Source organism: Pseudarthrobacter sp. NPDC092202 (assembly GCF_044755505.1).
Taxonomy (GTDB): domain Bacteria; phylum Actinomycetota; class Actinomycetes; order Actinomycetales; family Micrococcaceae; genus Arthrobacter.
The window spans coordinates 18,241-33,119 of the sequence record NZ_JBIVRG010000014.1; the positions used below are offsets into that span (position 1 = coordinate 18,241).

Genomic DNA, 14,879 nt, shown 5'->3' on the forward strand with positions numbered 1-14,879 from the left:
CCGTGACCATCACTTCCACCGCTGCTGAACAGACCGACCTGGCTGCCGTGGCGCCCACCGTCATCACCGTGGACCGCTCCGCCGTTGTGGCGCCCGTTAACCGCCGGATTTTCGGCTCCTTCGTGGAGCACCTTGGCCGCTGCGTCTACGACGGAATTTACGAGCCCGCCCACCCCACGGCCAACGAGGACGGTTTCCGCCTGGACGTTATCGAACTGGTCAAGGAACTCGGCTCGAGCACCATCCGCTACCCCGGCGGCAACTTTGTCTCGGGCTACCGCTGGGAGGACGGCGTGGGCCCCCGCGACCAGCGGCCCGTCCGGCGGGACCTCGCCTGGCATTCACTTGAATCCAACCAGGTGGGCCTGGACGAGTTTGCCCGCTGGTGCAAGCTCACCGGCTCGGAACTCATGATGGCCGTCAACCTGGGCACCCGGGGCATCGAGGCTGCCCTGGACCTGCTGGAGTACACCAACCACCCGTCAGGCACGGCGCTCAGCGAGCAGCGCATCGCCAACGGCGCCAAGGACCCCTACAACATCCGCATGTGGTGCCTGGGCAACGAGATGGACGGTCCCTGGCAGATCGGGCACATGTCCGCCGAGGACTACGGCAAGCTGGCCGCCCGCACCGCGTCCGCCATGAAGACGGCGGACAAAAACCTGGAGCTGGTGGTCTGCGGCTCCTCCGGATCCGCCATGCCTACCTTCGGCGAGTGGGAGCGCGTTGTCCTGGAGCACAGCTACAACTACGTGGACTACATCTCCTGCCATGCCTACTACCAGGAGCGCAACGGCGACCTCGGCTCCTACCTGGCGTCCTCGCTGGACATGCAGTACTTCATTGAAACCGTGGTGGCCACCGCTGACCACGTCAAGCACAAGCTCAAGAGCAAAAAGACCATCCAGCTCTCCTTCGACGAATGGAACATCTGGTACCTGGACGAGCACCAGGCTTCCGACGAGGTCAATGAGGAATGGACGCATGCGCCGCGCCAGCTGGAGGATACCTACTCCGTGGCCGACGCCGTGGTGTTCGGCAACCTGCTGATGACGCTCCTGAAAAACCACGACAGGGTGGCCGCAGCCTCCCTCGCCCAGCTGGTCAACGTGATTGCGCCCATCATGACCGAGCCCGGTGGCGACACCTGGCGCCAGACAACCTTCTTCCCGTTCTCCGTCACGTCCCGGCTGGCCAAGGGCGAGGTGCTCCGTCCCCGCATTGAAGCAGGAACCTACACGACGGCGGTCTACGGCGAGGCGCCGCTGGTGGACGCGGTGGCCACCACTGACGCCGCCACCGGAGAGTCGGCCCTCTTCCTGGTGAACCGCAGCCAGACCGAGGCGATCGATATCACCATCAACGTCTCCGAACTCAACGCAAAGGTGATCACCGAGGCCGTCACCCTCCACGACGAGGACGTCTACGCCAAGAACACCCTCCAGGACCAGGACCGGGTGGGTTTGAAGCAGCTCGACGGCGCCGTCCTGGAGGAGGGCACGCTCACCGTCACCCTGCCGCCGGTGTCCTGGTCCGCCGTCGCGCTTGGCTGACGTGCCTGCCCAGGCGCAAGGCGACGCTCCAGGCCGCACTGCTGTTCCACCCTTGGTGCGGCGGCTGGCGGCGGTGCTGTCCGCCGTCGTCGTCCTTGTCCTGGCCGGCTGCGGCGCCCCGCCCGCCGCGGCACCGGAGGCAAGCGCCGCCGAACTTACCGGCGACTTCTTCACCCACGACCCCGCGCTGGTCAAAGGGGAAGCCGGGGAACCCTGGTTCATCTATTCAACCGGCAACGGGCAGGTGGCGGACGGCAACATCCAGGTGCGCCGCTCCAGCGACGGGGTGCACTGGGAATATGCCGGCGAGGTCTGGCAGGAAAAGCCGGCGTGGCTGAACGAAGCGGTGCCCGGGGTGGACAACCTCTGGGCTCCCGAGCTGTATGAGCATGACGGGACCTGGTACCTGTACTACTCGGCGTCCACGTTCGGGAAGAACCTTTCCGTGATTGCGCTGGCTACCAACAGCACGCTGGACCCGGCGGACCCCGCGTACGAATGGGTGGACCGGGGGCAGGCCATCTCCTCCAAAGGGGAACGGTTCAACGCCATTGATCCTGGCATCGCGGAGGACGAGAACGGCACGCCCTGGATGTCTTTCGGATCGTTCTGGACCGGCCTGCAGCTCGTGGAACTCGCCTGGCCCGCGGGCCTGCGTGCTGACTCTGCTGAACCGGTGGCCATCGCGGACCGCAAGGCGCCGCCCAATGCCATAGAGGCGCCGTACATCCTGCCGCACGGCGGAAAGTACTACCTGTTCTTCTCCCGGGACTTCTGCTGCCAGGGGCTGGAGAGCACGTACAACATCGCCGTGGGGAGGGCGGACAATATCACCGGTCCCTACATTGACGCAGAGGGCAAGGAACTGCTCGACGGCGGCGGCACCCCTCTGCTTTCCTCGGACGGCGGCCGGGTGGGACCGGGCGGACAGTCGGTCTCCGGTAATGTCCTCGCCTTCCACTACTACGCGGAAGAGCTTGACGGCGCCTTCCGGCTTGGCCTCGCCGGACTGGAATGGAAGGACGGCTGGCCTGCCGTGCGGTGGGGCTGACCCGAGAGTTTTTGTCCAGATACGAGGACTTTCGGAGCGATTATCTCCCCGTATCTGGACAAAAACCCGTCAAGAAGCTTCGTTAGGGGAAGCTGGGGACATAGCTGGGGACCCCAACGGCGTCCGTTGACACGGGTGCGCCGGTGTCATTGATGACGTGGTCCAGCGTGCCGGCGCCCAGATTGACCGTGAGCAGGCTGTGCAGCTTCACGCCCGGCGTTACTGGCACTTCAAAGCCCCGGGTGGCGTGGATGGTGGGGTCCACGTTGTTGTAGACGTAGCTGCCGCCGCCCCAGAGTTCGTGGGTCTTGACGGAGTCTGCGATCTTGTAACCGGCCCAGCCCAGGACCCCGTCGTGCTGCCAGGCGGCCTGGTTTGGCGCGTCGTAGGGCAACTCATTCTGGAAGAAGATGGTCCTGCCGTTCTCACCGTTCCAGATGACGTTGTACTCCTGGTAGTGCTCCACGAACAGGCCCGTGGCGGTGACATTGTCCCCGTTGATGATCACGCCGTTCCTGCCGGTATTGGTGGTCCAGCCCACCCCGTTGCCGTGGTCGGCGCGCCAGGCCCAGATGTGGTCCAGGAGGACGTTGTCGCTGTTGACCTCCAGGCTGACGGAGGCTTTGCCCACGTGCGGTCCGCCGATCCGGAAGAACACGTCGTGGAGCGTGGTGGGGTTGGCGGGATCGGTGTGGATGGCCGAACTGGCGGACCCGCTGCCCTCGCCCTGCCGGGCCTTTCCGATCCGCATCAAAGCCGGTGAATTCACTTCACCGGCGTCGATGGTGACGGCGGCAATGTCCACGCCGGGCACGTCCGCAACTGTCAGCGGGACGGCGCCGTTGACGGCGGTGAGGGTGGCGATGCCCAGCCCCAGGACTACCGTGTTGGCCCTTTTGACCTCGATGCTCTCATCGATGCCGTAAACGCCGGGGGTGAGCAGCAGGTTCTTGCCGCGTGCCAGCTGGGAGTTGATGGTCTTGGCGGAGTCCGAGGGGCTGGCCACATAGAACTCGGACAGCGGGATGCTGCGGCCCGGCGTTGGACCGTTTTCCCAGGTGGTCCCGGAGGAACCCATGCGGACGGCGGGAACGAACACGCTGTACTGGCCGGCAGGATCCAGCGTGAGGTAAGGCTTTTCGCGGCTGATCGGGGTATCCGCCAAGGTGGTGTACGGCGGGTTGGGGAAGGACTGCGCCGGTGCGCCATCCACTCCGGAGAAGACCTGGTTCCAGACCCCGTTGGACCAGTTGCCAATGCTGCTGTCCCGCACGAAGTACTGCTGCTGCGAGCCATTGATGACGTCGCCCGTCTTCGAATCGGAGATAAATCCGCCGCTGGCATACTGCGGGCCCGCGGTGCAGTAGTCCATGAGGGAGAGGTTGCCACCCGTGATGTTGATCCGCCGCATGGGTGATGCCTGTGAGGCCGCCCAGAAATTGGCGGAGCTGCGGCAGCCCTCGAGGCCGGTGACGTTGATGGTGAGGTTGGACAGGGACCGCCAGAAGTTGTTCAAGGCAATGCAGTTATCCGCAGTGAGGCAGCGGTTGTAGACGTCCACGTGCCCGTTGATGGTCACATCCGTGGGGGAAGCGCCCAGGCCCGCCACCTCGGTGGAGTAGCCCACCTGGACAATGAGCGGCTCCTCGGCACTGCCATAGGTTCCCGGCTTGAACAGCAGTGAGTAGCGTTTGGACCCCATCTCGTCGTCCACCTGTTCGGCGGCGATGGAATCAACCGTGGCCTGGATTTCAGCCACCGGCATGCTGGGATCGAAGATGCGGACGTTGGGGCCGAAGTCCGGTTCCACGCTTTGGGGAAGGGCCGGGGGAGCGGCCGGTGCAGGGGCCTGGGGTGCCGGCGCTTGCGGTGCGGCCGGCGTGGCGGTCCCGGCAGCGGTGGCCATGCCTCCGCCACTGCCGATCAGGCCGACCAGGAGGGCAACGGCGCCGGCGACATGCCGGCCCCTGCCCTGCGTGCGCCGCAGCGGCGGGTCTTGCGGCTTGCCGGAGCGCGGCGGATGGGGGAGATGGGCTAGCGGCATTGCTGGTCCTGTTCTTTGGTGGGATTCGTCGAGGCTGACTGCAGGCGGCTTGATCGGGGCGGCCGTGGGAGCGCTCTCGTCGGGGAAGCGTAACACCGCCCAGTGGTGTGGGCAAGGGTCGCGTGGAAGCGCTCCTACCACTTCTTGACAAGAAGCTGTGAGGTGCGACACCATGTGGTGAGAGCGCTCCCACCCAAGGTCACCACCCCGGCACGCCGCTCACCACTTCTCCGCCTTCAGCCGTCCACGCGGATCGGCAAGGCATTTTTCTGACAAAGGAGTCTTCCCCGTGAAAAACCCAACCACGTTCACCGTGCTGTCCGCCGCGGCCGCCTGCCTGGCGTTGTCGCTGACGGCCTGCGGATCAGCAGCGCCCGAGAAGGGCGGCGTGAACGACGCCACCGGCTCAGATCCCGTCACGCTCACGGTGGGCACCTTCAACGAGTTCGGCTACGAGGAGCTTTTTGAAGAGTACGAAACGCTGAATCCCAACGTGACCATCGAGCACAAGAAGGCGGCAACCACCAACGAAGCACGGGACAACCTCACCACGCGCCTGGCAGCCGGCTCCGGTTTGTCCGATATTGAGGCCGTTGAGGTGGACTGGCTTCCGGAACTCCTGCAGTACCCGGACCGGTTTGCCGACCTTGCCGACCCCGCCGTGGAAGGACGCTGGCTGGACTGGAAGGCCGAGGCCGCCACCACCGCCGACGGAAAGCTCCTTGGCTACGGGACTGACTCCGGCCCCGAAGCTGTCTGCTACAACGCAGAGCTGCTCAAGAAGGCCGGCATGCCCAGCGAACGCGGGGAAGTTGCCAAAATGCTGGGGACCACCTGGGACAGCTACTTCGAAGCCGGCAAGGCCTACAAGGCCGCCAACCCTGATTCCGCCTGGTTCGACTCAGCGGGGGCAATCTACCAGGGCATGAGCAACCAGCTTGAGAAGGTTTACGAGGAGGAGGACGGCACCGTCATCGCCACGGAGAACCAGAAGGTCAAGGACACCTACAACCAGGTCCTGAAGGCCTCCACCGAGGACGGGCTGTCCGCCCACCTCAGCCAGTGGAGCGACGACTGGGCCTCCGGCTTCCAGACAGGCGCCTTCGCAACAACCCTCTGCCCGGGCTGGATGCTGGGCGTCATCGAGGGCAACGCAGCCGGGGTCACCGGCTGGGATGTGGCCAATGTCTTCCCCGGCGGCGGCGGAAACTGGGGCGGGTCCTACCTGACGGTCCCCACCCAGGGCGAACACCAGGCCGAGGCCAAGAAGCTGGCAGGCTGGCTGACCGCCCCTGAGCAGCAGATCAAGGCCTTCACCGCCAAGGGCACCTTCCCCAGCCAGAAGGAGGCGCTGGAAAGCAGCGAACTGCTGGGCCAGACGAATGAGTTCTTCAACGGTGCGCCCACCGGCCAGATCTTTGCCGAACGCGCCAAGGCCGTTGAGGTCACGCCCTTCAAGGGCACCAAGTACTTCGCCATCAACGACGCCATGCAGCAGGCCCTCACCCGCGTGGACGTTGACAAGTCGGACGACGCCGCCTCCTCCTGGGAGAAGTTCGTCACCGCAGTGAAGTCCCTCTAGGCATGGCTGTCACCGACCGGGTCCGGCCACGGAGCGCTGCGGGGCAGGTCCCGCCTGATGACACGAAGGGTGTCCGGCGCCTGGCCTTCTCGCAGCAGGTCTCCAAGTGGGACGTCAAGCTCTCCCCCTACCTCTACATCTCACCGTTCTTTATCCTGTTTGCCGTCACCGGGCTCTTTCCGCTGGTGTACACCGCTTGGGTTTCCCTGCACAACTGGAACCTCATCGGCGGGCAGGGGAAGTTCACGGGCCTGGAAAACTACGCCTTCGTTGTGGCCCAGCCCTACTTCTGGAATGCCGTGGGCAACACCTTCAGCATCTTCATCCTGTCCTCGGTGCCCCAGGTTGTCATCGCCCTGGTCATAGCGGCGGTGCTGGACGCGAACTTGCGGGCCCGGACGTTCTGGCGGATGGGGGTCCTGGTGCCGTTCGTCGTGGCGCCGGTGGCGGTGGGCCTGATCTTCAACAACCTCTTCGCAGACCAGTTTGGGCTGATTAACGGGATGTTGACGGCGGTAGGGCTGGACCCGGTCCGGTGGCATTCCGATTCCGTTGCCAGCCATCTGGCTATTGCCACCATGGTGAACTTCCGCTGGACCGGTTACAACGCGCTGATCTTCCTCGCGGCCATGCAGGCGATCCCGCGGGACGTGTTCGAAGCGGCAACCATCGACGGCGCCGGCAGGCTCCGGCAGTTCTTCTCCGTAACAGTGCCCATGCTGCGGCCAACGGTGATCTTCGTGGTGATCACCTCCACCATCGGCGGACTGCAGATCTTCGACGAGCCGCGGGTCTTTGACCAGTCCGGCCTGGGCGGTGCGGACAGGCAGTGGCAGACGCTGACGATGTATATCTGGGAACTCGGCTGGGGCCAGCGCAACTTCGGCAGGGCCTCTGCCGTGGCCTGGCTGCTCTTCCTGATCATTGTGCTGATCGCCCTGCTCAACTTCCTCATCACCAAGCGCATTGCAAGCCAGGGAGGCCGCAAGTGAGCTCCATCCCCATGATCGAACAGACCGCCGGGAAGGGGGCCGCCAGGGCAGCAGCCCGCCGCGGACCAGGGGCCAGGCGCTCGGGGGGCGGCCACGGCGGTGCCCGCCGGCCGGGTTTCCTCACCTACGGCTTCCTGGGTGCCGTCCTGCTGGCGTCCCTCTTTCCGCTCTATTGGTCCTTCCTGGTGGGCAGCCACGACAATACGGTCCTGAGCCGCGGCATCCCGCTGCTGCCCGGCGGAAACTTCCTGGCCAACGCCGCGAAAGTCTTTGACAGCATCCCGTTCTGGAAGGCAATGGGCAACAGCCTCATCGTCTCGTGCGTGACCGCGGCGTCCGTCGTCGTGTTTTCCACCCTTGCCGGATTCGCCTTTGCCAAGCTGCGCTTCCGCGGCAGCAAGGGGCTGTTGGTGTTCGTCATCGCAACCATGGCGGTTCCCACCCAGCTGGGCGTGGTCCCGCTGTTCATCGTGATGTCCAGGCTGGGGTGGACCGGCTCGCTGTGGGCCGTCATCATCCCGGGCGTGGTCACCGCCTTCGGCGTCTTTTGGATGACCCAATACCTCCGTGACGCCCTCCCCGATGAGCTCATCGAGGCCGTGCGGATGGACGGGGCCTCCATGATCCAGGCCTTCTGGTACATCGGATTCCCCGCAGCCCGCCCTGCGGCCGCCATGCTCGCCCTGTTCACTTTCGTGGCCACCTGGACGAACTTCTTCTGGCCGTTCATCGTCCTTGACCCGTCCAACCCCACCCTCCCGGTGGCGCTGCAGCTGCTGCAGGCCGCCCACTTCGTGGACTACTCCGTGGTCCTGGCCGGAGCCGTCCTGGCCACCGTCCCGCTCCTGCTCCTGTTTATCGCGGCAGGCCGTCAACTCGTATCTGGAATTATGCAAGGAGCAGTAAAAGGATGAGTTCCACCCAACTTCCGTTTCCGGAGGGCTTTCTCTGGGGCGCGGCAACAGCTGCGTACCAGATCGAAGGCGCAGCACACACCGGGGGGCGGCAGGACTCCATCTGGGACGTGTTCGCCCGGCTGCCCGGTGCCGTAGCGGACGGCCACAATGGGAACGTGGCCTGCGACCACTACCGGCGCTACAAGGAGGACGTGGCGCTGATGGACCAGCTGCACATGAAGGCCTACCGGTTCTCCACGTCCTGGGCCCGCTGCATGCCGGACGGCGTGACGCCCAATCCTGAGGGGATCGCCTTCTACTCCCGCCTGGTGGATGAACTGCTGGCTGCCGGAATCATGCCCTGGCTGACCCTGTATCACTGGGACCTGCCCCAGGCGCTTGAGGACAAGGGCGGCTGGGCCAACCGGGACACCGCCTACCGTTTCGCCGAGTACGCGGCACTCATGCACGGCGTCCTGGGCGACCGGGTCCGGATCTGGACCACCCTCAACGAACCATGGTGCTCGGCCTTCCTGGGGTACGCGGCGGGTGTCCATGCGCCGGGACGGCAGGACCCGCGGGCAGCTTTGGCTGCCGCACACCACCTGCTGCTCGGCCACGGCCTGGCAGCCCGCGCCCTCCGCCGCGAGGATCCGGAAGCCTCTGTGGGCATCACCCTGAACCTGACGGTCCCGGATCCGCGGGATCCCGGCAGCGAGGGCGACCGGGACGCCGCCAGGCGGATCGACGGCCAGTTCAACAGGATCTTCCTGGACCCGCTGTTCAGGGGCGAGTACCCGGCCGACCTTCTGGCAGACGTTGCGCACCTTGGCCTGGCCGACCTCGTGCAGGACGGCGACCTGGACATCATCTCCACGCCGCTGGACCTCCTCGGCGTCAACTACTACCACGGGGAATCCCTCACGAAGGACCCGGTGGATCCCGGGGAGCGGGCGGGGCAGGAGACGACGTCGGCTCCGGGCCAGGCGGACCGGCCGGTGTCCTCCCCGTTCGTGGCAGCCGACGGCGTCCGTTCGGTGCCCCACGGCCTGCCGGTGACGGGAATGGGCTGGGAGGTCCAGCCGGAGGGGCTGCGGCGCCTGCTCAACCGGCTGCAGGCGGAGTACACCGGCCCTGCCGGGATCCCCGTGTACATCACCGAGAACGGTGCAGCCTACGATGACGTCCCTGACGAGGCGGGCTTTGTGGACGACCAGGACCGGCTGGGGTTCTTCGCGGCGCACCTCCGGGCAGTGCACGAGGCCATCGCGGACGGTGTGGATGTTCGCGGTTACCTGGCCTGGTCCCTGCTGGACAACTTCGAGTGGTCCTTCGGCTACCACCAGCGCTTCGGCCTGGTCCGGGTGGATTATTCAACCCAGGAGCGCATCCCGAAAGCCAGCGCGTTGTGGTACTCGGCGGTGGCGGCCTCGAACGCGATTCCGGCCGGCAGCAGCCCCGTGTCGCCTGCGGAGCCGGGTGTCGTATTGTCTGTGTAATGAACGAAAAGTCCCGCCGGCCCGGCCTCCTGCAAGCCGGGAGGCCCAGCCCGACGCTTGAAGATCTTGCCACGGCCGCCGGAGTGTCCCGCTCCACCGCGTCCCGTGCGATCAACGGGGGGCTGAAGGTCAGCCCGGAAGCCCAGGCCGCCGTCGACGCCGCCATCGTGGCACTCGGCTACACGCCGAACCGTGCGGCCCGGTCCCTGGTGACCAGGCGCACCGGGTCCATTGCGCTGGTCATTCCGGAGCCGGACGCACGGGTGATGATGGACCCCTTCTTCGCCGCCGTCATCACCGGCGTCAACGAAGCCCTCCGGGGCACCGACATGCAGCTGGTGCTGCTGATGTCCCGGGCGGGGGATGACTCCGCCCGGACCCTGCGCTACCTGCGGGGCGGGCACGTGGACGGCGCGATCGTGGTCTCGTTCCACAAGGCGGACGACTGGGCGGAGACCCTCGGCACAACGGGCCTGCCCACCGTTTTCATCGGCAGGCCCTGGGCCATGGGGTTCGGGGTCCCCTATGTGGACCTGGACAACTTCGAGGGCGGCCGGCTTGCCGCCCGCCACCTGGCGGACGCCGGGCGCACCCGGTTGGGAACCGTGGCAGGACCCGCCGACATGACGGCGGCAGTTGACCGCCTGGAAGGCTGGATGCAGGGTGTCCGGGAGGCCGGGCTGCAGCCCGGCCCGGTCATCCACGGTGACTTTACGACGGCGGGCGGCACCGAAGCGGCACGGGACCTTTTCTCCGGGTCGCCGGAGCTGGACGGTGTTTTCGCCGCCTCTGACCTGATGGCGCTGGGCGTCATCGACGTGGTGCGGGGCGGCGGCCGGAAGGTTCCGGAGGATGTTGCCGTTGTGGGGTTCGACAACCATTCCCTCCTGGCCGCCAACGGCATGGGCCTCACCACGGTGACCCAGCCCATGGTGGACATGGCCGTGACCGCCGGGAAGCTCCTGATCCGCGTGATCGAAAACCCGGAAGAGCAGCTCGATCCGGTCATCTACCCGGCCGAGCTGGTTGTCCGCGGCAGCACCGTGGGGCACGGCGGATAGTTCGGCACCGGCAGAGCGGAGTGGTCAGACCGGGCTGTCAGCCGGTCCGCGCCCCGCCCCGGCCGGCGCCCACGGTGGATTCCCGCGGCACTACTCGGAACGCCGTTTCCACTTCGCGGGGCGGCATTCCGTCCGGGTCCTTGATCCGTTCCATCAGCATCTGGATGGCGGTCTCGGCGATCTCGGTCCGGCCGGGGTCCACCGTGCTCAGGGTGGGGAGGGAGTACCGGGTTTCGTCGAGGTCATCGAAGCCGATCACCGCGACGTCGTCCGGGACCCGGTGTCCGGCTTCCTGCAGGACGCGCACGGCGCCCTGCGCCAGGGTGTCGTTCAGGCCGAAGACGGCGTCGAAGGAGGCGCCGCGGTCCAGCAGGTCGTGCATGGCCGCCGCGCCGTTGGACCGGTGCCAGTCCACCACGTAGGCGACGATCCCGTCGTCGTACGGAATGCCCCGCCCTTCCAGTGCCTCTCGGTACCCGCGAAGGCGGAGGCCGGCCGAGCCGATGACCTCGCCCTCGTGGGCGCCGACGACGGCGATGCGCTTCTTCCCGAGGTCCAGCAGGTGTTCGGTGGCGGCCCGGGCGGCCGTCACGTTCTGCATGGTGACGTGGTCCGAGGAACTGCCGAAGATGCGCTCGCCGAGCAGGACAATCGGAACGTCCGCCTTGATCAGGCCTGCGTCCTCCTGGCCGAGCGCCAGCGGGCTGAAAATCAGGCCGTCGGACATCTTGAGCCGCGGACTGGCCATCACCTCAAGCTCGCGCTTCCGGTCAGCGCCGGTCTGCTCGACCAGCACCACCAGCCCGTGCTTGGCGGCAGCCTCGATGACCGCGTCCGCAAGTTCGGCGAAGTACGGCAGGCTCAGCTGCGGCAGGGCCAGGGTGATGGCGCCGGTGTGCCCGGAGCGGAGGCTGCGGGCGGTGAGGTTGGGGCGGTAGCCCAGCTCCGCGATGGCCTTCTCCACCTTGGCGCGGGTGGTGTCCCGGACGTGCGGGTGGTTGTTGATCACGTTGGAGACGGTCTTGAAGGATACGCCCGCCACGCGCGCCACATCGTGAAGAGTTGCCGCCATCCCAGTCCCTTAGGTTCAACCGCGGCCCGCAGGCCAGTACCGCCCACTTTACAACGTTGAATCGACTCAACCGGTCGGAGGGGACGGCGGTGCCCTGCGACGGTGGTGCCCTGCGACGGTGGTGCCCGCCCCTGCAGGGCACCGCCGTCATTCAACGCCGCTTGCGCCCGGCCCGGTCCTGCCGGTCCTGCTGCTCATGGAGCCCGCGCTCGGCGGAACGCTGGGACTTGCCGGCCATGACCACTTTCTGGTGCCATTCGCGCTGGTAGGCACGCTGCGCTGCGGCGTCGTGCCGGCGGGCCAGGGCGGCCAGCTCCCGCTGCAGCTTCAGGTAGTTGTGCCAGCGGCGTTCCTCCAGCGCACCGACCGCAATGGCCTCCTGCACTGCGCAGCCGGGCTCGCCCTGGTGGGCGCAGTCCGAGAACCTGCACCGGCCGGCCAGCGCCTCGATGTCATCGAACATCCCGCCCATGCCGTCCTCGGCGTCGAACAACCCGAAACCCCGCACGCCGGGGGTGTCCATGAGGACAGTCCCGTTGGGTAGGGGCACGAGTTCCCGGGAGGTGGTGGTGTGCTTTCCCCTGAAGTCGCCGGACCGCACCTCCCCGGTGTGCTGGACTTCGCGGCCCACCAGGGCGTTGATGAGCGTGGACTTTCCGGCGCCGGACGGCCCCAGGAGGACGATGGTGCCGCCCGCCGGGATGTGCGCCAGCAGTTCGGGGACGCCGTCGCCGGTTTCGGCCGAGGTGGTGACCACCTCCACGCCCGCCGCCTGCAGGATGACTTTCCCGACGACGTCGTCCGCCACCCCGGCGAGGTCCGCCTTGGTGACGATCACCAGGGGAGTGGCGCCGGAGTCCCACGCGGCCACTAGGGTGCGCTCCAGCCGGTTGTGCGTCAACGGCCGGTCCACCGGCACCACCACGCCAATAGTGTCCATGTTGGCGGCCAGGACCTGCGCGGCGGAGGAGTCCTCGAAGGCGCGTTTGCGGCTGAGCTCCGAGAGCCGTGGAAGGACGCCGAGGATCTGGCGTTCCCCGGCCCTGTTGGGCCCCATCCACACCCAGTCGCCGGTGACGGCCGCTTCACCGGTCAGCGGATACGGAAGGTGGAGCAGGTCTGGTCCAGCCGCCACCAGCAGCCGGGACCGGTCCACGCGGACCACGCGGCCGCGCTCCGTTGCCCCCGGCAGGGGGTGGCTGCTGAAATGCCGGGCAACCGCCGCGGTGTAGCCGTAGGCAACCGGCCCGTTGTTGCCTGGGCCATTGCTGCTGGCAGGGCTGGTGTGCGGAGTGGTGCTGCTTGACGTGGTGATGCTGTCCAGGCCGTGGCCTGATGATGATTTCACTGTGATACCTCAGGGAAGGGCCCCTGCGCTCCGGCCGTCATTGGCCTGGGGGGTGTTGGCGCTCCGCGGTGAGGTCAGGCGGGGCCGGTGCGGTACAGGGGAAGAGTCTGGATGATGGGTGCGGAGCGCTCAAGGCGCAGGGCTGCAACAGTCATCAAAACCACCTCCCTCTCGAGCCGTGGGGACCGGCGTCAGGTCCCGTGGGTTCCGCCGGCAGCATCCGGCGGAACCCACTTTAGCCCCGGCCGCCGGAATCCACCAGAGCCCTGAACCCAACCCGTAAATCCCGGAATGTGCCCCGGACCAGCACGTTGTTCTTTGATGGGGCGCCGGTTCGGGCATAGGTTGGCTGCAGTTGTGTTTTCCAGGGACGCAGCACGAATTGAGGAGGAACCATGGGCGATGACGCCATGGACCGGGCCGCTGCAAGGAACGATGCCGTGTTGAACGCGGGCAAGGAGAGCGGGCCCGGAAGCAGCCACGCGGACAGGATCGATGACGACGGCGGCCGTCCGGCGAAGTGGCGCATCGTCGGTCCCGGCCTGGTGGTGGCTGCCACCGGCGTGGGTGCCGCTGACATGGTGGCCACCCTGGTGGCGGGCTCCCGCTACGGCTACGGCCTGTTCTGGGCAGTCATTGTGGGTGTGGTCCTGAAGATCATCCTCGTCGAGGGGGCCGGCCGGTACACGCTGGCAACCGGAAAGACCATCTTTGAGGGCTGGCGCTCCCTGGGCAAGTGGACCACCTGGTACTTCGGTCCCTACATCATGATCTGGGGGTTCGTGTACGGGGCCACAGCCATGTCCTCTGCGGCGCTGCCCCTGGCTGCAGTGTTCCCGTTCCTGCCGCTGTGGGCGTGGGCCATCCTGATGGGACTCGCCGGTTTTGCGATGGTCTGGTGGGGAAAATACGCTACCTTCGAGAAGATCACCGCCGTGCTGGTGGGCCTGATGTTCGTGACCGTGGTGGGGCTGGCCGTGATTGCCGCCCCGAACATTCCGGAAATGCTTGCCGGTCTGATCCCGATGATTCCCTCCACGGACGGCGGCATCTTCTACACGCTGGCGCTGGCCGGCGGGGTGGGCGGCACCATTACGCTCGCCGCCTACGGCTACTGGCTTCGCGAGAAGGGCTGGTACACGCCCAAGTGGATGAAGGTCATGCGGATCGACAACTCCATGGCTTACGTAATGACCGGCATCTTCGTCATCGCCATGCTCATTGTGGGTGCGGAGGTTGTGCGCTCGGCAGGGGTATCCCTCAGCGCCAGCGACGAAGGGCTGCTGGATCTCTACGGTGTGCTGAAGGCGGAATACGGAGACATTGTGGGCACCGGGTTCCTGGTGGGTTTCTGGGCCGCGTCCTTCTCCTCCATCATCGGCGTCTGGAACGGCGTCTCCCTGATGTTCGCCGACTTCTGGGGCAACATGCGCGGCAAGGAGTCCGGCCACCCGGATACCCGCGTGGGCGGAAAATACTTCAGGTTCTACATCCTGTGGCTTACTTTCCCGCCCATGGTCCTCTTCGCGCTGGGCCAGCCGATCGGCCTGATCCTGCTGTACGGGGCCCTGGGTTCGCTGTTCATGCCGTTCCTGGCGCTGACCCTGCTGGGGCTGCTAAACGGCAGGCGGATCCCCAAGGCCTGGGCCAACAAGCTCCACTCCAACATCGCGCTGGGGCTCTGCGCCCTGCTGTTCATCGTCCTGGGCATCCGGCAGTTCTGGACTTCCCTTTCGCCGCTCTTCGGCGGCTGACGGCTGTTGCCTCTAGCCAAGGCTAAT

11 protein-coding genes are annotated in these 14,879 nt (G+C 66.5%); 8 read left to right on the plus strand and 3 right to left on the minus strand.

Annotation, left to right across the window (positions count from 1 at the left end):
- The first annotated feature begins 2 nt into the window (after positions 1–2).
- Together ACIQF4_RS17560 and ACIQF4_RS17565 are read left to right on the plus strand one after the other, a co-directional pair.
- Complete coding sequence (locus ACIQF4_RS17560; protein WP_400516894.1) at positions 3–1,553, plus strand: alpha-N-arabinofuranosidase; 1,551 nt, start codon at positions 3–5, stop codon at positions 1,551–1,553.
- Between the two features lies 1 nt (position 1,554).
- Complete coding sequence (locus tag ACIQF4_RS17565; protein WP_400516954.1) at positions 1,555–2,604, plus strand: arabinan endo-1,5-alpha-L-arabinosidase; 1,050 nt, start codon at positions 1,555–1,557, stop codon at positions 2,602–2,604.
- Positions 2,605–2,686: 82 nt separating this feature from the next.
- Here the strand turns inward: ACIQF4_RS17565 and ACIQF4_RS17570 are convergent, their stop codons facing one another.
- On the minus strand, positions 2,687–4,648 hold the full coding sequence (locus ACIQF4_RS17570; protein ID WP_400516895.1) for an adenylyl cyclase: 1,962 nt from the start codon (positions 4,646–4,648) through the stop codon (positions 2,687–2,689).
- A 289-nt stretch (positions 4,649–4,937) separates the two neighbouring features.
- Here ACIQF4_RS17570 and ACIQF4_RS17575 point away from each other — a divergent pair, with 289 nt between their 5' ends.
- From ACIQF4_RS17575 to ACIQF4_RS17595, 5 genes are read left to right on the plus strand one after another with little or no spacing between them, the layout of a single operon-like run.
- Positions 4,938–6,230, plus strand: a complete 1,293-nt coding sequence (locus ACIQF4_RS17575; RefSeq protein ID WP_400516896.1) for an ABC transporter substrate-binding protein — start codon at positions 4,938–4,940, stop codon at positions 6,228–6,230.
- Positions 6,231–6,232: 2 nt separating this feature from the next.
- Positions 6,233–7,222 carry a carbohydrate ABC transporter permease gene (locus tag ACIQF4_RS17580; RefSeq protein ID WP_400516897.1) on the plus strand — a complete coding sequence of 330 codons (990 nt, stop codon included), beginning with the start codon at positions 6,233–6,235 and terminating at the stop codon, positions 7,220–7,222.
- Positions 7,219–8,136, plus strand: a complete 918-nt coding sequence (locus ACIQF4_RS17585; protein ID WP_400516898.1) for a carbohydrate ABC transporter permease — start codon at positions 7,219–7,221, stop codon at positions 8,134–8,136. Before ACIQF4_RS17580 ends, ACIQF4_RS17585 begins: the two co-directional genes overlap by 4 nt.
- Positions 8,133–9,617, plus strand: coding sequence for a glycoside hydrolase family 1 protein (locus tag ACIQF4_RS17590; protein WP_400516899.1), 1,485 nt, complete (start codon positions 8,133–8,135; stop codon positions 9,615–9,617). Before ACIQF4_RS17585 ends, ACIQF4_RS17590 begins: the two co-directional genes overlap by 4 nt.
- Positions 9,617–10,678 carry a LacI family DNA-binding transcriptional regulator gene (locus ACIQF4_RS17595; RefSeq protein WP_400516900.1) on the plus strand — a complete coding sequence of 354 codons (1,062 nt, stop codon included), beginning with the start codon at positions 9,617–9,619 and terminating at the stop codon, positions 10,676–10,678. The genes ACIQF4_RS17590 and ACIQF4_RS17595 overlap by 1 nt, the downstream gene beginning before the upstream one ends.
- A 37-nt stretch (positions 10,679–10,715) precedes the next feature.
- Here the strand turns inward: ACIQF4_RS17595 and ACIQF4_RS17600 are convergent, their stop codons facing one another.
- Together ACIQF4_RS17600 and rsgA are read right to left on the minus strand one after the other, a co-directional pair.
- A complete protein-coding gene (locus tag ACIQF4_RS17600; RefSeq protein ID WP_400516901.1) occupies positions 10,716–11,750 on the minus strand; it encodes a LacI family DNA-binding transcriptional regulator in 1,035 nt (344 codons plus the stop codon).
- 151 nt (positions 11,751–11,901) lie between these two features.
- A complete protein-coding gene (gene rsgA, locus ACIQF4_RS17605) occupies positions 11,902–13,098 on the minus strand; it encodes a ribosome small subunit-dependent GTPase A (protein ID WP_400516902.1) in 1,197 nt (398 codons plus the stop codon).
- Positions 13,099–13,493: 395 nt separating this feature from the next.
- Here rsgA and ACIQF4_RS17610 point away from each other — a divergent pair, with 395 nt between their 5' ends.
- A complete protein-coding gene (locus ACIQF4_RS17610; protein ID WP_350004191.1) occupies positions 13,494–14,852 on the plus strand; it encodes an Nramp family divalent metal transporter in 1,359 nt (452 codons plus the stop codon).
- The last annotated feature ends 27 nt before the right edge of the window (positions 14,853–14,879 follow it).

What these genes read in the sequence shown, in the direction of transcription:
- ACIQF4_RS17570 (WP_400516895.1), bottom strand. Translation starts at nt 4,648, where the DNA reads ATGCCGCTAGCCCATCTCCCCCATCCGCCGCGCTCCGGCAAGCCGCAA.
- ACIQF4_RS17580 (WP_400516897.1), top strand. Translation starts at nt 6,233, where the DNA reads ATGGCTGTCACCGACCGGGTCCGGCCACGGAGCGCTGCGGGGCAGGTC.
- ACIQF4_RS17590 (WP_400516899.1), top strand. Translation starts at nt 8,133, where the DNA reads ATGAGTTCCACCCAACTTCCGTTTCCGGAGGGCTTTCTCTGGGGCGCG.
- ACIQF4_RS17595 (WP_400516900.1), top strand. Translation starts at nt 9,617, where the DNA reads ATGAACGAAAAGTCCCGCCGGCCCGGCCTCCTGCAAGCCGGGAGGCCC.
- ACIQF4_RS17600 (WP_400516901.1), bottom strand. Translation starts at nt 11,750, where the DNA reads ATGGCGGCAACTCTTCACGATGTGGCGCGCGTGGCGGGCGTATCCTTC.
- ACIQF4_RS17610 (WP_350004191.1), top strand. Translation starts at nt 13,494, where the DNA reads ATGGGCGATGACGCCATGGACCGGGCCGCTGCAAGGAACGATGCCGTG.